Origin of the sequence: Clostridium sp. DFI.1.208, from assembly GCF_024463855.1 — a bacterium.
Classification (GTDB): Bacteria; Bacillota_I; Bacilli_A; order Erysipelotrichales; family Erysipelotrichaceae; genus Clostridium_AQ.
Genome location: NZ_JANGCA010000032.1, coordinates 20,490 through 40,581, shown reverse-complemented (window position 1 = coordinate 40,581; position 20,092 = coordinate 20,490). Strand labels below are relative to the sequence as shown.

The window sequence follows — 20,092 nt, the reverse complement described above, 5'->3', positions numbered from 1 at the left end:
ATGGAGTCAGGCATGAAAACAGCATTTCTGTTTTCCGGTCAGGGAGCACAGTATCCCGGCATGGGAAAGGATTTATATGAAAACTACGACAGCGCAAGGGCGGTCTTTGACAGCATAGCTACAGATTTCGATGTGAAAACGCTCAGCTTTGAAGGACCGAAGGAGCAGCTGGACGATACACAATATACACAGGTGGCAATTTTTGCCCACTCGATGGCAGCTGCGGCTGTATTAAAAGAAAACGGCGTTCACGCAGATGTGACTGCCGGCTTGAGCCTTGGAGAATACAGTGCCCTGTGCTATGCGGACTGCTTTTCTGTACAGGCAGGCGCTGAAATTTTGCGGGAGCGTGGAAAGCTGATGGCGAATGCACTTCCGGCAGGAACAAGTGCGATGGCAGCCATACTGATGCTTGATAAGGAAGCAATTTTAAACGCATGTAAGGCAGTGCAGGATATCGGTGTATGTCAAATCGCCAATTACAACTGTCCGGGACAGATCGTAATCACAGGGGAAAAAGCAGCGGTTGAGGCCTGTGGTGAAAAATGTCTGGAGGCAGGAGCACGAAGAGTGATTCCCTTACAGGTATCCGGCGCCTTTCATTCCTCATTATTACAGGAGGCTGGAAAACAGCTGTATCAGGTGCTTTCCGGCTATGAGCTGAAAACACCGCGTATTCCGGTATTGCATAATCTTTCTGCGGCTGTTGCGGATCGTCCGCTCATCACACTGTTAAGTGAACAGATCTCACACAGCGTGATGCTGGAGGATACCATAAAGAACATGCTGGCAGACGGTGTCGATACCTTTATCGAGGTAGGTCCCGGCAAGGCAGTCAGCGGCTTTGTAAAGAAATGTGCAAAGGGCATGGATGTCAAGATTCTACACGTGGAAGATACAGCAAGTCTTGCGGAAACGCTGGACTATATGAAAGGATAGGGCTATGGAAAGAAAAACTGCATTTATCAGCGGGGCATCGCGGGGAATCGGGGAAGCCATTGCGATTACGCTGTCTAAGGAATACAATGTGATCATCAATTATGCGCACAGTGAGGAGGGAGCCCGTGCGGTTCTGGCACAGTGTGATCCAAACGGACGTCATAAAATGATTGCGTGTGATATCTCCGATGGGGATCAGGTAAAGACCATGCTGGAGGAAATCGTAAAGGAATACGGGCATCTGGATGTCGTGGTAAACAATGCCGGTATCACAAAGGATAATCTGCTGCTGCGTATGAGTGATGCGGATTTTGATGATGTCATCCGCGTCAATCTGAAGGGAACCTACAACTGTATCCGTCATGTCGCAAGGATCATGATGAAACAGAAATCCGGAGCGATTGTCAATATGGCAAGTGTAGTCGGATTATGCGGAAACATGGGGCAGGCCAATTATGCCGCCAGCAAGGGCGGTGTGATCGCATTGACGAAAAGCTGTGCAAAGGAGCTTGCGACAAGAGGTGTGCGTGTAAATGCCGTTGCGCCGGGCTTTATTGCCACAGCGATGACGGACAAGCTGGCAGACAATGTGAAGGAGGGTGCTCTGGCATCCATACCGATGAAAAAATTCGGCAGTGTTCAGGATGTTGCCAATGTGGTGAGATTTCTGTGCAGTGAGGAGAGTGCCTATATCACAGGGCAAGTTATTGCCGTAGACGGCGGGATGGTGATGTAAATGAAAAGAAGAGTTGTCATAACAGGCATGGGCGTTGTATCTCCGATTGGAAATGATGTGGAGCAGGTGTGGGACAGTGTTCAGCACGCCCGCTGCGGAATCGGTGAGATCACCCATTTTGATGCGTCCGATTTTCGTGCCAAGCTGGCAGGTGAGGTCAAAAATCTGGATATGGAGCAGTATTTCACAAAGCGGGATTTGAAATTCAATGACCGCTTTACACAATTTACACGAATTGCCGCAAAGCAGGCCTATGAAAACAGCGGTTTGCAGGATGCAAGCTTCAACCGGGATCGCTTTGGTGTGATCATCGGCTCGGGAATCGGTGGTATCGCGACAATCGAGGGTGCGTCCCAGACGATTGAAAGCCGCGGGCCAAGCAGAATTTCTCCGTATTTTATCCCGATGTCTCTGATTAATCTGGCGGCGGGAAGCGCTGCAATCGATATGGAGGCCCATGGCAATGTATCCAGTGTTGTGACTGCATGTGCTGCGGCAACCAATGCGATCGGAGAAGCCTTTCACCGCATTCGTGACGGCTATGAGGATGTGATGGCGGCCGGCGGCAGTGAAGCGGCAGTAACACCGGTGGCAATGGCAGGGTTTGCAAGTATGCGGGCATTGCATGAGGGGGAAGACCCCAATCGTGCCTCTATTCCCTTTGATGCTGAGCGCAAGGGCTTCGTCATGGGAGAGGGTGCCGGCGTTTTGATTCTGGAGGAGCTGGAGCATGCCCTTGCCAGACATGCGGAAATCTATGGGGAGGTCATCGGATATGGAAGCACCTGTGATGCCAATCATATTACGGCACCGCTTGCGGATGGAGCACAGGCGGCTCGCGCTATGACCATGGCAATCGAGGATGGAAAACTCACAACTGCGGATATTGATTACATCAATGCGCATGGAACAAGTACGCCGCTTAATGATGCAAGTGAAACGCTGGCAGTGAAGAAAGCATTCGGTGCTGATGCAAGGAAGCCGTATGTGTCCAGTACAAAATCCATGTCCGGTCACCTGCTTGGTGCCAGCGGAGCACTGGAAGCTATCATTTCGACACTGGCTGTGAAAAACAGCTTTGTGCCTGCTACAATCAATTATCAGCATGCGGATCCTGCCTGTGATCTGAATCTTGTGGTCAATGAGGGAAAGCATGCGGATATTCGTACCGCGATGTCCAATTCTCTGGGCTTCGGCGGACATAATGCGAGCATTATCATTCGCAGATGGGAGAGGTAACCATGCTCTACAACAGTGATGAAATTCAGGAAATCATACCGCACCGCTATCCGTTTCTACTGGTGGACCGCATCGAGAGCATCGAAGGAAACAAGGTTGTGGGAATCAAGTGCATCAGTGCCAATGAGATGCAGTTTCTCGGTCATTTTCCGCAGAAAGCGATCATGCCGGGTGTCCTGCAGCTGGAGGCACTGGCACAGACCGTTGCGGTCATGCTGCTGAGCAAGGAAGAAAATAAGGGGAAAATCGGATTGTTTGCCGGTATCAACAAGGCGCGTTTCAAGCGTCAGGTAATTCCGGGGGATGTGCTGAAGCTGGAAGCAGAGGTCATTAGAGAACGCATGGGAATCGCCTTCGTGAATGCACTCGCCAGTGTGGATGGTGAAATTGCATTAACCGCGGAAATGATGTTTGCGGTGGAAGACCCGAAGAAATAAAGAACCCTGTGCGCAGCAGGCATTTCCAGCTCAACAACTGCTGCGCACAACGGGCAAAAACATATAGCTTTCTGCCCGTATATAAGATAAGGAAAAGAGGGAGAGCTATGCTGCTTGGAGTAGGCTGTGATATTGTGGAAATCGCAAGAATAAAGAGTGCTATGGAAAAGGAATCGTTTCTGCGTGTGCTGAGTGAGCGGGAACGAGTGCTGTTTGACAGGATTCCATACATGCGTCGTGCGGAATGGCTGGCAGGTCGCTTTGCGGCCAAGGAGGCAGTTATCAAAGCGGTGCATAAGGAAAAATCCTATGTCCTTTCCGCTGTTGAAATCCTAACGGATGCAACAGGAGCTCCCACTTGCTATCTTGCAGGTCTTCAGGTAGAGGTGTCGATCTCTCATGAAAAAGAATATGCCATTGCCTACGCGGCGGCGATGAAGGAGTAGGTGCTTATGTATATATTGCGAAGTCTGTATCTTCTCTGGCTCATTCCAAGAAGCTGGATCGATGCTTTCCTTGTACGAAATAAACCGTTTGCGTTGCGGTATGCATGTATGAAAAAATGGTCGGAAAAGCTGCTGTCGCATTATCGGGTGATACTGGATGTACAATTTCAGGAACAGCTGCCAAAGGAGCAGCCGATTTTGTTTGTATGCAACCACCAGAGCGAATTCGATATGCTGCTGCAGATGGCGGTCATTGATCAGCCGTTCACCTTCATATCCAAAAAGGAAAATGAAAAGGTTCCCTATGTGGGGAGCTGGTCCAAAACCCTGGAGGTCATTCTCTTTGACCGCGAGGACCGCGGCAGTGCAATTCACATGCTGCGGGAGGCCGCACGACGGCTCAAGGCAAAGGATAATCTGTTGATTTTCCCGGAGGGCACAAGAAGCAAGGGCGGTGTCATGCATCCCATGCAGGCTGGCTCCATTCAGCCGGCGTTTATGGCAAAGGCTTGCATTGTTCCCATCGTACTGCAAAATTCCTATGATTACAGGAATGTGATGAAGCACAAGGGAACATTTCATATTCATATCCTGAAGCCGCTGTATTATGATGACTATAAGCCGTTAAAGACAGACGGTGTAATTGCACTGCTGCAGGAAACCATGCAGCGTGTACTGGATGAAGCATAAAGAAAGATAACGACTGCTGTGTGCGGCCGTTATTTTTCTACTATCCCATGGGGGTGACATGTTCACTGCATAAAATAATTCGGGATGGACATTGTTTAGTTATGCATCAACATCCATTGGCAGAGATAATCCTGATTTTTAGAAAAATATAAGCGGATCTATTAGGAATAATGTGCTAAGTTAGATTTATCAAGTAAAGGACGGTGACCACCTTGAAACGTAATGCAATCGAAGACTTAATGAAATGAAAGGCTAGTGAAGAACGAAAGCCTATGGGACGAAAGGGTGCTCGATAAGTGGAAAAAACATGGCTGATGAAGGAGTTCGGATGTAGGTGTTATAAATATTAAGTTTATTTCAACTTTGATTTTACCTGTTGGCAAATTCAAGCTGTCACATAACTGCGCTGGTGTATTATATAAGAATAACTATAAGAGCATAGGGTAAAATGAAGAAAACGCTTGCAAATGCACGCTCTCAATGCTATAATGCAAACGTAATAGGGATGGTAATAGTTTAGGCTAGCTTAACCCGTTTAAATAAAGGATACTTTTTTAAGTGTTTTGTTATTTGAACGGGTTTTATTTATGTAAAGGAGGAGCTGTTATGCAGATTTTAAGAATTCTTACGAATAACGCCGTTGTTATATTGGGAGAAAATAAGAAGGAACAAATTGTATGTGGTAAAGGAATCGCCTATAAAAAACGACCTGGCGATAACATTGATACTACCTTGATCAATCAGGTGTTCTCTTTACAAAGTGAAGATATGAATATAAAATTTCAGCAGCTTCTTTTAGATATCCCAATCGAAGAAATCAATATAGCAGATGAGATCATCACCAAAGGGAAAATGAGCCTCGGAAAGAAAATAGACGATTCCATTTATGTTTCTTTAAGTGATCATATCCATATGGCAATCCATCGGTATTTGGATGGAGTCATCATAAAGAATGCATTGCTATGGGATATCAAACAATTTTATGCAGACGAATTTGCAATTGGCTTATATTCCCTGCGTTTAATAGAAGAAAAATTAGGAGTAACGCTTCCAGAGGATGAAGCAGGCTTTATAGCCCTGCATTTTGCCAATGCCTCTTTGCATGATGGTATCGGCAATCAGGAAATTTATAAAATTACAAGGATTATGCAGGAGATATTGAATATCGTAAAATATACTTATCGAGTGGATTTCAATACAGATTCAGTATACTACTATCGCTTTATTACGCATTTGAAATTTTTTGCGCAACGTCTGGTAACCGATACGGTGTACCAGGATGATAAAGATAATGAGCTTTATGAAGCAATGGTGCTAAAGCATCCGAATGAAAGCTCTTGTGTAAATAAAATTGCTGGTTTTATCAAGGACAAACATGCTTATATCCTTACGGATGAGGAAAAGCTGTATCTGATGATACATTTAAAGCGTGTTATGGAAAAGAATGTTTCAGTGTAAGAATAGGCACTGTACAGATATAAAGGGAGGTGAATGCTATTTATCGAAACGATGCAGCAAATGGGATGGTAACATTAAGTTGGCTTAACCTTCGATTATCTTAAATTTGATATAAGGAGGGACCTAAAAATGGCAAAGTATTCAAATTTAGTTAAAGAAATTCTTGATGGTATTGGTGGCAAGACGAATATCGCAGAAGTCACCCACTGCATGACGCGTTTACGTTTTGTATTAAAGGATGAACAGAAAGCAAATGATGAAAAGATAAAACAGATTGACGGTATACTACAGCTTGTGAAAGCGCAGGGACAGTATATGATTGTTATCGGGTCTCATGTAGATAAGGTTTATGACGAGCTTTGTGAACAGACAGGAGTCTGTGCTTCTGCTGAAGCTGCTGAAACAAAAAGTGATGAAAAGACTTTGACGCGCTTTATGCGATTCATTTCCGGAATCATTTTTCCTGCTACCTATGTTATGTGTGCCTGTGCTATCATCAATGGAATCAATATTCTGTTGAAATATGTTGGTATTCTGACACCAGAGGACGGAATCTATATCCTGTTGAATGGCATGGGTAATGCTGTGCTTTATTTATTACCAGTATTCTACGGTTATACCACGGCCAAGCAGGTAAAAATTGATCCATTTATCGGTATTGGAATTGGTGCAGCATTATGCAACCCAAATATATCAGGCATACCGTTGGATATTTTCGGTTTTGAAATTACTGCCACCTATACTTCTACTGTACTGCCTGTTATTCTAATTGTATTATTGGCTAGTCCGATTGCAAAATTTCTGAACAGAAAGGTACCGGATATCCTAAGAGGCTTTGGTGTGCCTTTTCTGACCTTTATTATTGTTATCCCTTTGGGCTTCTGTTTAATTGGCCCTGTAGTAAATGCATTTGGTACTCTGGTAGGGGATGCTCTTAATGGTTTGATTGCCATCAATAAAGTCTTAGCAGGATTCTTGATAGCCGGCTTATGGAATGTTTCTGTTGTTTTAGGTATTCAGGGTGTAATTTCTTTACCATCGATCGCGAATGTAATCGGAGGTATTCCAGATTATTTTGGTGCTATGCGTTCCGGTGTATGCTTTGCAATGGCCGCAACAGCCCTTGCTGTGTTTATAAAAACAAAGAATATGAAAATGAAGAATGTGTCACTTCCTGCTTTCGTGTCTGCAATGTTTGGTGTGACCGAGCCAGCTCTATACGGTGTTGCTGTGCCGAATCTCAAAGTTTTCATAGGAACACTTGTGTCCAGCGGTCTTGGCGGTGCTGTTGCCGGTTTGTTTGGCGCAATGGCCTACAGTGTAGGCTCTGGTGGTGTATTTCAGGTAGTCGGATATATCAATCCGGCGGATCCATCTGGTTCTACGATTGCCATTATGGCGAATTATATCGTATCCTTTGTTTCTGCATTCATCATTACATGGTTTCTGTTTAAGGATCAGGAAAAATCTTCTACGTCATTGCAACAATTAGAAAATGTGAAAAAGCATACAAAGGATAAAGATATCCTTGTAGAATCCCCTATGGAAGGGGAAATCATAACACTTCATGATGTTGATGATCCCGCCTTTGCTTCTGGAGCTTTAGGAAAAGGTATTGCGGTGATTCCATCAAGGGGAAGGGTGATAGCACCGTTTGACGGTACTGTCAGTGCTTTATTCAATACGCATCATGCGATTGGACTAACAAGTGTAGACGGAGTAGAAATGCTGATACATATCGGATTGGAAACAGTAAAGCTGGAGGGTAAGTATTTTACACCACATGTAAAGCAGGGGGATACTGTAAAAAAAGGAGATCTCTTGATTGAGTTTGATATTGCTAAAATCAAAGAGGAAGGCTACTCTCTGGAAACTCCTATTGTCATATCAAACACGGATGCCTTTGATGATGTTATGACGGAAAAATCAACAAACATTCATATGTATGAGAATCTTTTTGTCGTAATGAATGGGAGTCGAGGGTGATAGAATGGCAAAATTTCCAAAGGATTTTTTATGGGGTGGAGCAACGGCCGCAAATCAGTTTGAAGGAGGGTGGAATGAAGGGGGAAAAGGAATCAGTATAGCGGATGTAATCACCAGTGGTGCACACGGCGTTCCTAGAAAAATGACATGGCAGCAGCCTGAAACAAAAGAATCCGGTGAAATTGATATGATTATGCTGGAAGGTGTTTCTGAATTGCCAGAGGGTGCAATTCCGGCTGTGGTGGATGGTTACTATTATCCAAGCCATCAGGCAATCGATTTTTATCATCATTATGAAGAAGATATTGCATTACTGGCAGAAATGGGAGTTCAGACCTTTCGACTGTCCATAAATTGGACAAGAATTTATCCAAATGGCGATGATGAGCAGCCGAATGAAGAAGGTCTGCAGTTTTATGAGAATGTTTTTAAGGAATGTAAAAAATATGGTATAGAGCCTTTGGTTACATTATCTCATTATGAAACACCGTTACATCTGGCCTTAAAATACAATGGTTTTGAAAATCGTAAGGTAATTGATTTCTTTGTACGGTATGCGGAAACTGTAATGAAACGCTATCAGGATTTGGTCCGTTATTATCTAACCTTTAATGAAATAAATCTCATGGGACATTGTGGCTTTCAGGCTGGTGGCATTCTACATGAGAATGAGCAGCGAAGAGCGCAGGGTGCACATAATCAGTTTGTTGCAAGTGCTTTATGTGTGAAAAAGGCACATGAAATTAACCCGGATATTAGGGTTGGACAAATGCTGGCGTACCGCCCACCTTATGCATATTGCTGCGATCCAAAGGATCAACTAAAAAGGATGCAGGAAATGCATGATATGCTTTGGTTTGCAGATGTTCAGACTGGAGGGGAATATCCGGCATATAAACTTCAGGAATACAAGCATAAAGGAATCGTCTTAGACGATTGTCAAGAGGATTATGATCTAATCAGGTTTTACAGTGCTGATTTTTTAGCCTTCTCCTGCTATGGCAGCTATGCAGTAAGTACTCATTCTGATGTTAAACCAGGTTTGAGAGGTGTGGATAATCCTTATTTAGAAAAGAATGCATGGGGCTGGCCGACAGATACCTGTGCGCTTAGAATTGCATTAAATGAGCTGTATGACAGATATAAAAAGCCCTTATGGATTGTAGAAAACGGTATTGGATGGATGGATGAGCTTACGCAGGATCATAGAATTCATGACGATTACAGGATTGAATATCTGAAGAAGAATCTACGTTCAATGCGCGATGCAATTACTGTAGATGGAATTCCCTTAATGGGATATACAATGTGGGGATGTATTGACCTTGTATCCGCAGGAACTGGTGAAATGAAAAAACGCTATGGCTTTATTTATGTCGATATGGATGATGAAGGCAATGGTACCTTGAAGCGATATAAAAAAGACTCCTTCTATTTTTATCAGGATGTCATAAAAACAAACGGGGAGGCTTTATAAGTGGAGAATAGAGTATTATATAATGGAGTGTGCATGCCTGAAATCGGTTATGGCACATGGCAGACAGAGGATAAAGAGGCGAAGACCTGTGTATCACAGGCTCTGCAATCAGGGTATCGGCATATAGATACTGCTTCAATTTACGGCAATGAAGCTGCGTTAGGAATAGGGATCAGGGCCAGTAATATGCCGCGTGAAGAACTATTTGTGACCAGTAAGGTTTGGAATACAAACAGAGGTTATGATAAGACAATGGACGCCTTTCAACAATCTCTGCATAATCTTGGACTTGACTATCTTGATCTTTACCTTATTCACTGGCCATGTAATGCAAAGCAGTCTGCTGATTATAACCGTATAAATCTGGAAACATATCAGGCTTTGATAGATCTTTACAAAGCAGGAAAGGTACGTGCTATTGGTGTTTCTAATTTTCTTCCTCATCATTTAGATATGCTGCTTAAAACAGAGGTGCCTCCCATGGTAAATCAAATAGAATTCCATCCAGGTTATTCGCAGCAGGAGGTTATAGCCTATTGTCATAAGCATAATATTGTTGTGGAGGCATGGAGTCCTTTGGGGTGTGGAAGCGTACTGCAGGATGAATTGGTTTTAGAACTTGCAGAAAAATACAACAAATCAGCAGCTCAGATATGCATACGCTTCGCACTACAGCAAAATATCGTGCCTCTTCCTAAAACAATCCGACCAGATAAAATGAAAGAAAATCTTGATGTATATGATTTCAGTCTAACGCAGAAGGATATGCAAAAACTTATAAAAATGCCAATCAAAGGATGGTCAGGTAATCATCCGGATATGGTTGAGAGGTAATGTTATGAAATTTCCGGATAATTTTTTATGGGGAGCAGCTAGTGCCGCAAATCAATATGAGGGCGGGATGCAGGAGCACGGAAAAGGTCTTTCCAATATAGATGTGGTTACACAGGGAAGTAAAGAGCTTCCCCGATACATCACCTATAAGGGGAAAAATGGAAAAAAGCAGCGATGTGAGGTGTGGAAATCCGGAACGATTTCCAGGGATGCAGAGTTTGCTTGTTTTGATGATGAGCAATATCCAAATCATTTTGCTACAGATTTTTTTCACCGATATGAAGAAGATATCGCTGCAATGAAGGAATTGGGGATTAAAACATATCGGATGTCTATTGCATGGACACGTATTTATCCAAACGGAGATGATGAATATCCGAATGAACAAGGTCTTCAGTTTTATGAGCGAATCTTTCAGTTATTGAAGGAAGCCGATATAGAACCATTGGTAACCATTAATCATTATGAGGTTCCTCTACAATTAACGAAAAAGTGGAATTCTTGGGCAGATAGAAGGATGATAGCCTGCTTTTTGAAATTCACACAGACTATTTTTGAACGTTATCAGTCCTATGTAACATATTGGCTGACATTTAATGAAATCAATCATATTACATTACTGCCATTTATTGCAGCAGGTATTGTAGATAGCGACGAACAAATGATTGCAAATGCTTCTCACTATCAGTTTGTTGCAGCTGCACAGTGCATTTTACAGGGCAGAAAGATCAATCCAAATTTCAAATTTGGCTGTATGATTGGTTATCCACAATCTTATCCATATACTTGCTCTCCTAATGACAATTATTTGAATTTGCAGTTTTTGAACAATTGTTTTTTTTACAGTGATGTTCAGGTGCGGGGATATTATCCGCCCTATAAGCTTAAAGAATTTGAAAGGAAACAGCTTCATGTCGATATGCTGGAAGAGGATTTGAAGGTTTTGAAAAAAGGTACTGTTGATTATGTTTCTTTCAGCTACTATACTTCAGGAACAAAAACCTCTGAAATAATAGAAAACAGTGGGAAAGGAAATATGGTAGATTTAGGTCCTGTAAACCCCTATTTAACAGCTTCGCAATGGGGATGGCCGATTGATCCAATGGGACTTCGCATTGCTTGTATCACTTTATATGACCGTTATCAAAAGCCATTATTTTTAGTAGAAAATGGACTTGGCGCAAATGATGTCCTGACAGAGGATAAGAAAATCCATGATGATTACCGTATTTATTATTTACAGAAGCATATTGAAGCAATGCGAGATGCTATCTATGTGGATGGTGTGGAAATCATAGGGTATACACCCTGGTCTTTTGTAGATTTAATAAGTGCTTCTACAGGCGAGATAAAAAAACGCTATGGGTTCATCTATGTGGATTGTGACATTAGTGGTAATGGTAGTTATAATCGTTATAAAAAGGATTCCTTCTATTGGTATAAGAAGGTCATATCTTCAAATGGTGAAAATCTATCATAGTGTATAACACTTCATGTTAGATGTTAGCATTCAGTTTCACAAGCAAATGCATGCAGCACTTACATATAATATATGAAGAAAACCGCCCTCCATGCCTCGTGTAGAGCGGTTTTCTTTATGTATAGGGGTATGCAAGCTTAAAATAGTCATTCTGTCGTATGCTTTTTATATCTTTTCCCTTTGATCAGACCATTATCCTCGATACAGCCGTTTTCACATAGCTCCTTTAATAAGGTTTGAATTCTTCTTTCCTTCACATGCAGTAGTTGTGAAAAGTCAGAGGAGCGATACCATACATCCGGCTGCATCATAGATAACATCATTTCGTATTGCGCAAGCGTTTTTCTTCCCGCAGTTTTCTTCCCGCAGTTTTCTTCCCGCACTTTTGTTCCCGCACTTTTCTTCCCGCAGTTTTCTTTCCGCCGCTTTGCTTCTTCGTTCTTTTTCATAAAGGGCAATGTTAAAATCGTGCGTCCCGGATTATATGTCTCTTTAATATCCGGTTCCATCCATCCTTCCTGTTCCCATACAGAGAAAAGCTCCGGAACACCGCTGCCTGCACGCTCACCAATACCAATCAGATTAAACATCTTCATTAACGCTTTGTTTCTTGGATCGGACTCGCCTCCTACTTTCATTTGATATTTTCCTACACGAATCGTACCCGGATTTTCGATAATCAATATATCGTTTTTCTGCTTAATTACAATACCTCTGGGGACATAAAAATCGGAATTCACCAAACAGTTCGCAAGTACCTCACGCAGTGCGCGATGAACCGGAGTATCATCCACCCGTTCACCGCCACTCATTTTAAATGGCACCTTCACATTCAGGATTATTTTGTTATAGACCCGGAAGTAAAAATCAAAGAGGTTTCCCGTCCATTCGCCTGAAGAGGAGTATAAGCGGTCAGTCCAGCGAATCGCGGGATCCAGCATTTCGCGATAATCCAGAAAATATTCATGATATTGGCGTACGATACGATATTCATTACCGAACATCAGTAAGCCTGCTCCTGTCGGGTGAAACGCTCCATGCTTATCCTTATCAATAGCTCCAATCATAAACAAATAATCCTCGTCATTGAGATCGATCCAGGGATGTGACGGCTTGAAAAAGCGATGTCTGTTGCGATATCTGTGAACGGTTTCCAAATCTAAATCAGAAACCTCCATGTTCCCCATAATGTTCATATCTGAAGTTTGTTCAACCTGATCACGAAGCATAGCTTTCACTTGCTCGTTTGTACAACGATAATCCCCTGTATGCGTTCTTTGATAGGTCCCGCGAAACATATCGTTATTGATATAAACCGGCTTTTGTTCACGCTTTGCCATTGGTACATGCAAAGCAATAACGATATCATTTCCGATCGTATATACACTTACATCCTTTTCAGAGAATAAATTTATGCTCACCTTTTGCGGATTATGCGCCTGATTCCAGAAATCATCCAGGATTTTTTCCTGATCAGAAAGCTTTAGTCCGGTTGTCTTCCAGCTTCTATCGGGTAATTCTTTTATGCCAAGTAAAATTACGTCGCCGTATGTATTCGCCATTGCAGAATAGGTTTCCCATAAAGAAACAGGCAACCCACCTGTGGCTTTCTTTACTTCTCTTCGATTATCTTCTCTGTAAGCATCAAATTTGTTTAAATCAAATCCATATTCCATAAAATCCCTTCTTCCTTTTCATATGTTTTCTTTTGATGAAATTCCTTCTGACCAATATCATTATGTCAAATAATGAAACTGTAATCCTTCGCCATGCCGTCGTAGCGTATAGCGTGCGCTGGTATAAATATTACAGGCTTTGGTCAGACATCCTGCTTTCATATGCCGTAGTACTGACTCACTGCAGATGATATGCACTGTCCGCTGTCCAGATAAATATCTTCCAAATGCGGTGGTTATTCGTTTTTTCATGTGTAATCGAGCTTCTGCTTTCAATATCCTTGCCATTGTTTTTCCTGCCATATAATACCTTTCTGTTATAGAGATATATAAAAACATTATAATGGAAATCACTGCTTTAATCAAACGATATAGGTGATTATACTAACTGCCGTTCATCGATACTCATGAAAAATCAAAGTATCTCTCTTATGATCGAAGGATGGCTTCCTCTTCTAATATAGTATTGGTGAATAGTAACCAGATTATCTTGAAAAATTTGTAAAATCACTTTAGATGTATTGACATCTGAAGTATATATGATAAAATAATGTTGCAAAACAGGAAACGCTTTCATTCGATGACAGAATGAAAGAGTGAGTATGTTACTGATGTTCAGGCAGACTCAAACCACATTTTTTACTTGTGGTTTGAGTTTTCTTTTTGTAGAAAGGAGGCTATTATGAAAATTCGTCAAATTCTCAACAACAATGTAGCGCTTGTTCAACGCGGTAGATTAGAAATAATAGTAGTATCAAAAGGAGTATCCTTCCGTAAAAAAATAGGAGACTCAATAGAGTCAAAAGATATAGATAAGATTTTTGTTCCGGATTCTAATGATGTTTTGGAAAATTTTAGTTATTTATTAAGTAATACGAAGCAAGAAATAATTGATGCTACATTGAAGATTATTGAATACGCAGAAAAGAATATCAATGAAAAAATAAATGATTACTTATATTTAACTTTATTGGATCATATTGACTATGCATTGAAAAGAGCAAAAAATAAGCAGTTCATTAAGAGCCCACTTGTTTGGGAAGTTAGGAAGTTTTATCCAAAACATTATGAAGTAGGTATGAATGCACTTGATATCATACATAAGGAAACTGGAATTGAATTTCCCGAAGGAGAAGCAACTTCCATTGCTTTACATTTTATAAATCTTCAAGAATCTCAAGTTGATGTCAAGGATGTAATAAAAGCGATGGAAACAGTGAATGATATTCTGACAATCATACGCGTACATTTTCAAATTCAATTTGATGAGAATTCAATGAATTATAATCGACTTGTAACACATTTACAATATTTTGCACAGCGCATGAGTAGCGGAGATATTTACGCAAGTGAAGATAACGAATTATATAAGCAGGTACGTTCTATACATCCGCAAGCATTCCTCTGTGTTGAAAAAATCAAAGTTTTTTTAAAGAAGCAATTTAATAGAATGTTAACACAGGATGAAGAAACTTATTTAATGCTGCATATTCATCGTGTTACGCAAAGAAATGAAAGAGAGGATTAATTCAATATGAAATATGAAAATTTATGTAAAAGCATTATCAAACTAGTAGGTGGAAAAGAAAATATTAAATCAGTCTCTCATTGTATGACAAGATTGAGATTTACACTTATTGATAATAATAAAGCTGATGAAAATGGTATAAAAGGGCTTCAACAAGTGATTGATGTTGTGTCAAATAAGGTTTCTTTTCAAATCATAATCGGTACAGAGGTATCGGAAATTCATCCTGAATTAATGCAAATGCTTGGAGATACAAAATCAGAAGCAGGGAAGTCTGATAAAAATTTATTCAATAGGATAATGAATTTGATATCAGAGTCAATGACACCTTTATTTCCTGTCATGATGGTTGCCGGTTTAATGGCAGGTATATTATCTTTACTAACCTTGACTGGAATAATTTCATCAGAGAGCTCAACGTTTCTTATATTTGATACAGTACGTGTATCCATGTTTTATTTCTTCCCTGTTTTTATGGCGATGACAGCTGCAAAACGATTGGGGACAAACCCTTACTTAGGAGTTCTTTTAGCTGTAACATTATTATCATCCACAATTAATAATGCTGAAGGGCTAAATCTATTCGGATATGGATTGCCAACGATTACGTATTCAAATACATTTATTCCTATCTTGCTTGGTTTATGGTTAATGGGGAAAACAGAAAAAATCATTAAAAAAATTATGCCAAAATCACTTGATTATTTCTTTACATATATGCTTGTGATGCTTATTGTATTACCTGTCACTTTAGTAGTATTCGGTCCCATCGGTTCATGGATAAGTGATGGATTAGGATTTATATTTGATTTTATAGGAAATACATTCGGAAATTGGTTGATGTTAGCATTGTATGCGGCATTACAGCCTCTACTGATTATGCTAGGAGCAGCGAATTTCATAATGCCTATCATATTAAATTCATATACAACATTGGGGTATGATCCAATATTTACTCCTGCCTTTATAATTTCAGATATCGCTGTTTGTGGGACTATGCTAGGTTATTTTCTTCGATCAAAAAAGACAGAGCAGAAGCAATTTTTTGCAGGTGTAACATTCTCTGCTTTTATGGGAGTTACAGAGCCTGCTGTATTTGGAGCTTTTGTTAAATATCGCCGACCTTTTATTGCTGTTATGATTGCTGGTGGATTAGGTGGTCTGGTAGCAGGCATTCTTGGTGTAAAAGGATATGCAATGACAACATTGTTTGGAATTTTAACTTTTATAGGACAAAATGATTATAATAATTTATACTTTATGATTGCAGCGATTATTGTTGCTTTCGTTATAGCAGTAATTGCTGGCTATATTTTATGGATTCCGAAGGAGCAAGAAAAGGAAACTGAAGAAAAAGTTGACTCTAAGAAAGGACAATTTTCTTTGAATAAAGAAGAAATTGCAATACCAGTAGCGGGGAAAAAAGTAGCATTATCACAAATTAAAGATAGAGCATTTTCAACAGGCGCACTGGGGAAGGGAATCGGTATCATTCCATCTGATAATATTATTAAAGCACCTGTTACAGGGAAAATAGAAACTCTTTTCCCTACAAATCATGCGATTGGTATGAAAACTGAGAACGGCGTTGAGGTATTGATTCATATAGGAATCGATACTGTGGAACTTCAAGGTGAGTGTTTTCAACCTCTTATAAAACAAGGTGATGTAGTTAAAATCGGTGAACCATTAATTAAAGTGGATTTCAAAGAGATTGAAAAAAGAGGTTTTGATAATACAGTAATCGTTGTAATCACCAATACGCAGGATTACTTGGAAGTTATACCAAATTTATCTGAACCGGATAGTACAAGACCTGAGCTATTAACAGTAGTCATGTAGGAGGTATGTATGAAGCTAGATGGAACATTTTTATGGGGTGGTAGTATAGCTGCCCATCAAACAGAAGGTGCATATAATTTAGATGGGAAGGGCTTATCTGTTATGGATATGGTTACAAGGGGAAGCTACACGATCCCCAGAGAAATAACACGAGAAATCCAAAGTAGCAAATATTATCCATCGCATGAAGGAATTGATTTTTATCATCATTATAAGGAAGATATTGCGATGTTTGCGAATATGGGATTTAAGGCATTTCGATTATCAATAGACTGGTCACGTATTTATCCTAATGGTGACGAAGATGAACCAAATCAGAAGGGGTTAGAATATTATGAGTCAGTTATAAATGAGTTATTGAAGTTTCAAATAGAACCTATTATAACCTTATACCACTTTGAGATGCCATTAGGATTGACAAAGAAATACAATTCCTGGTTTGATAGAAAAACAATACATTTGTATTTGCGCTATGTTAGAACAATAGTTAATAGATTTCAAGGTAAAGTTAAATATTGGATAACATTCAATGAGATGAATCATTTAGACCCGCAAACGGAAGTATCTGAGTTATTCACGTATTTGCTGGCTGGAGTAGAATATACGAAGTTACAAGATAGCAAGCAAGACTTAGCTACAATTGGTTATAACATGACATTAGCATCTGTAAAGGCTGTACAATTGATTCATTCACTAGATAAAGATAGTAAAGTTGGGTGTGTGTTTGGATTATCACCGTCATATTCTAAATCATGCAACCCAGATGAAGCATTTCTGGCATTTCAGGATACATACAGAGATTTTTATCAATTAGATGCAATGACTTGGGGGGAGTTTCCTCGTTATAAACTAAATGAATATAAAAAAATGGGTATATCATTAGATATAACGGAGGAAGATGAAAAGGCATTTCAGAATGGGAGCATCGATTTTATAGGGCTTAATTACTATATGAGTCAGGTAAGTACATTAAAAGAAAATAAAGAGGATGAAAAATCATATTTTGGTGGTTATGTTAATCCATACTTAGAAAAATCATCCTGGGGGTGGACGATTGATCCTGTTGGATTACGCTATATGTTAAATCTATTGGATAGAAAATACAGGAAACCGATCATCATCTGTGAAAATGGATTAGGTGCTGAGGATGTAATTTGTGATGATGGGAAAATCCATGATACTTATCGAATTGAATATTTAGAAAAGCATTTACGTGAAATGAAAAAAGCAATAATTGAAGATGGAGTTGATTGTTTTGGTTATCTAATGTGGGGACCCATAGATTTAATCAGTGCTTCTACAGGAGAAATGAGAAAGCGGTATGGCTTTATATATGTAGATAAATATGATGATGGTTCTGGTGATTTATCCCGAATACCTAAAGACTCATATTATTGGTATAAAAGCCTGATAAAAAACAATGCGGGTAATATTTAGAATGAGCGGTTCATTATATTTGAACAGATTTTATTGATAGAATGATTAGGACCAAGAGTATGAATATGATGTTTCAAAATATATATATGGAGTGTTGGATAGAAAGTAAACGAAATTGGCTATATGTGACTAAATTCCATTTTTTATAGATTGTTGATGTGTAGGCTGACAGTCAAATCTTGCTTATCTATTTCTTGATAAGATAAGGTTTCAGTATGATGTGGTCTTTATCGATTTTGGCTATTTCAAAATCATAGAATTTCTTCATCAGTGATGGATTTAGAAATTCAAGATACTCACTGGGCGATTTTCCATTGATTTTCTTTTTAATTCAGGCCGAAATAATTCTTAATAAGATAATCTTGACAGCAGTTTATCTCTATGTTAGTATGATTTTGTAAGTTTAGGTTTGTTATTGTTATTGACAAGCAAGACCTGTTTACGGAAACTTTTTTAGTTCTGTAAACAGGTCTTTATTGCTATTAGGAGGTATTTATGGAATCTTTATCAAGTCCAGTCAGCGGGACAGTAAAAAATCTGACAGAAGTAAGGGATGAAGTGTTTGCGACAAAAATGATGGGAGACGGTGTAGCGATAGCACCTATTGAAGGAAATGTAATTGCTCCCTGCGATGGTGAAATCACAATGATGTTTCCTACCGGTCATGCCATTGGATTACGAACGTTCAGCGGACAGGATATTCTAATTCATGTGGGTATTGATACTGTTGAACTGAACGGTGATGGATTTACACCATATGTAAAGGCAGGACAGCAGGTATTGAAAAAAGACAGGTTATTAGGCTTTGATTTAGATAAAATCAAAGCAGGTGGTTATGATATCGATACGATGATGATTATTACAAGCAATATTCAAGAAATCAAAATTGGGGTTCTATATGGTTCTATGGTGGAAGCGGGGGATGATTTACTGACAGTACAGGAGTAGACGCTATGAAAATTATAAAACGAGTTTTGAATAATAATGCTGTATGTGTATTGGATGAAAACGGAAATGAAGTAATATTAAAAGGGAAAGGGATTGCATATCGTAAATCAGCTGGAGATTATGTAGAGGATAACAAAATTGAACAGCGCTTTGTATTAGAAAACCAGGAAATACAAAGAAGATATAATGAAATATTGAGGGTGATTCCGACTGACTTTATCGAAACAAGCGAGTGCATTATTGATATGCTGAAAAAAGAACTTTCACACTCTATGAATGATATTATTTATATCACATTAACGGATCATTTATCGAATCTTGCAGAAAGATTAAGTATTGGAATTGGTTTTGACAATTTGGTTTTGTGGGATGTAAAACGTTTATATCCTGAAGAATATCAGGCTGCTTTAAAAGCCGTGGATATTATAAAGAGTAAATTGGATCTGCATATACAGGAGGAAGAAGCAAGTTTTATTACATTACATATTGTAAATGCAGAAATGAATATGGAAATCCATGATATCTATCAAGTGACAGATTTGATTTTTGAAATATATGAGATGCTTGCAAGGCGCTTTCATCTTCCGGAGACCTTACAGGATAATCTGTTATATCACCGTTTCATTCTTCATCTGCGTTATTTTCTAGAACGCTGCTTTCAAAAACAAATGAAAGAGGAGCAACCCGGAAATAATGACATTCTTGAGGTGATGAAACAAAAGTATCAGAAACAATATACATGTGTAGAAGATGTTCTAAGGCTTATCAGAACTCGCTATATTTGCGATGTCAGCAGTGATGAGAAGTTATATCTTCTAATACATATAGTAAAACTGACTTCATAGGAAAGGCAGTATGAAAAGAGGTGAGTTATAAACGTATTGGATGGTGACAGTCCGGCTGGCCAGACCTCTTATGGATAGTGAAAAATTCTGAAGG

At 39.7% G+C, this 20,092-nt stretch carries 17 protein-coding genes; 16 read left to right on the top strand and 1 reads right to left on the bottom strand.

Annotation, left to right across the window (positions count from 1 at the left end):
- Positions 1-12: 12 nt before the first annotated feature.
- From fabD to NE665_RS15570, 11 genes are all read left to right on the top strand, one after another.
- Positions 13-939: an ACP S-malonyltransferase gene (fabD, locus tag NE665_RS15620; RefSeq protein ID WP_117442793.1), complete on the top strand. Its 927-nt coding sequence runs from the start codon at positions 13-15 to the stop codon at positions 937-939.
- Between the two features lie 4 nt (positions 940-943).
- Complete coding sequence (gene fabG / locus NE665_RS15615) at positions 944-1,675, top strand: 3-oxoacyl-[acyl-carrier-protein] reductase (protein WP_117442792.1); 732 nt, start codon at positions 944-946, stop codon at positions 1,673-1,675.
- On the top strand, positions 1,676-2,914 hold the full coding sequence (fabF, locus tag NE665_RS15610) for a beta-ketoacyl-ACP synthase II (RefSeq protein ID WP_117442791.1): 1,239 nt from the start codon (positions 1,676-1,678) through the stop codon (positions 2,912-2,914).
- Positions 2,915-2,916: 2 nt separating this feature from the next.
- Positions 2,917-3,351: a 3-hydroxyacyl-ACP dehydratase FabZ gene (gene fabZ / locus NE665_RS15605; protein WP_117442790.1), complete on the top strand. Its 435-nt coding sequence runs from the start codon at positions 2,917-2,919 to the stop codon at positions 3,349-3,351.
- 107 nt (positions 3,352-3,458) lie between these two features.
- Positions 3,459-3,797 carry a holo-ACP synthase gene (gene acpS, locus NE665_RS15600; protein ID WP_117442789.1) on the top strand — a complete coding sequence of 113 codons (339 nt, stop codon included), beginning with the start codon at positions 3,459-3,461 and terminating at the stop codon, positions 3,795-3,797.
- A gap of 6 nt (positions 3,798-3,803) precedes the next feature.
- Positions 3,804-4,487, top strand: coding sequence for a lysophospholipid acyltransferase family protein (locus NE665_RS15595; protein ID WP_117442788.1), 684 nt, complete (start codon positions 3,804-3,806; stop codon positions 4,485-4,487).
- Between the two features lie 606 nt (positions 4,488-5,093).
- Positions 5,094-5,945, top strand: a complete 852-nt coding sequence (locus NE665_RS15590; protein ID WP_117442787.1) for a PRD domain-containing protein — start codon at positions 5,094-5,096, stop codon at positions 5,943-5,945.
- A gap of 129 nt (positions 5,946-6,074) precedes the next feature.
- Positions 6,075-7,931, top strand: coding sequence for a glucose PTS transporter subunit IIA (locus NE665_RS15585; RefSeq protein WP_117442786.1), 1,857 nt, complete (start codon positions 6,075-6,077; stop codon positions 7,929-7,931).
- Between the two features lie 4 nt (positions 7,932-7,935).
- Positions 7,936-9,408: a family 1 glycosylhydrolase gene (locus NE665_RS15580; RefSeq protein WP_117442785.1), complete on the top strand. Its 1,473-nt coding sequence runs from the start codon at positions 7,936-7,938 to the stop codon at positions 9,406-9,408.
- Positions 9,409-10,242 (top strand): aldo/keto reductase, encoded by an 834-nt coding sequence (locus NE665_RS15575; RefSeq protein WP_272482440.1) that lies wholly within the window; start codon positions 9,409-9,411, stop codon positions 10,240-10,242. It abuts the gene before it with no gap.
- Positions 10,243-10,246: 4 nt separating this feature from the next.
- Positions 10,247-11,722, top strand: coding sequence for a family 1 glycosylhydrolase (locus NE665_RS15570; RefSeq protein WP_117442784.1), 1,476 nt, complete (start codon positions 10,247-10,249; stop codon positions 11,720-11,722).
- Between the two features lie 146 nt (positions 11,723-11,868).
- Here the strand turns inward: NE665_RS15570 and NE665_RS15565 are convergent, their stop codons facing one another.
- Positions 11,869-13,398, bottom strand: a complete 1,530-nt coding sequence (locus NE665_RS15565) for an ATP-binding protein (protein WP_178760198.1) — start codon at positions 13,396-13,398, stop codon at positions 11,869-11,871.
- Between the two features lie 682 nt (positions 13,399-14,080).
- On the opposite strand from NE665_RS15565, the gene NE665_RS15560 reads away from it, so the two are divergent.
- The 5 genes from NE665_RS15560 to NE665_RS15540 all read left to right on the top strand — a co-directional run bounded on the left by NE665_RS15560 (position 14,081) and on the right by NE665_RS15540 (position 19,998).
- Positions 14,081-14,926, top strand: coding sequence for a PRD domain-containing protein (locus NE665_RS15560; RefSeq protein WP_117442781.1), 846 nt, complete (start codon positions 14,081-14,083; stop codon positions 14,924-14,926).
- A 6-nt stretch (positions 14,927-14,932) separates the two neighbouring features.
- Positions 14,933-16,768: a beta-glucoside-specific PTS transporter subunit IIABC gene (locus NE665_RS15555; protein ID WP_117442780.1), complete on the top strand. Its 1,836-nt coding sequence runs from the start codon at positions 14,933-14,935 to the stop codon at positions 16,766-16,768.
- A gap of 9 nt (positions 16,769-16,777) precedes the next feature.
- Positions 16,778-18,205 carry a glycoside hydrolase family 1 protein gene (locus NE665_RS15550; RefSeq protein WP_117442779.1) on the top strand — a complete coding sequence of 476 codons (1,428 nt, stop codon included), beginning with the start codon at positions 16,778-16,780 and terminating at the stop codon, positions 18,203-18,205.
- A 495-nt stretch (positions 18,206-18,700) separates the two neighbouring features.
- On the top strand, positions 18,701-19,153 hold the full coding sequence (locus NE665_RS15545) for a PTS glucose transporter subunit IIA (protein WP_117442778.1): 453 nt from the start codon (positions 18,701-18,703) through the stop codon (positions 19,151-19,153).
- A gap of 5 nt (positions 19,154-19,158) precedes the next feature.
- A complete protein-coding gene (locus NE665_RS15540; RefSeq protein WP_117442777.1) occupies positions 19,159-19,998 on the top strand; it encodes a PRD domain-containing protein in 840 nt (279 codons plus the stop codon).
- Positions 19,999-20,092 lie beyond the last annotated feature (94 nt).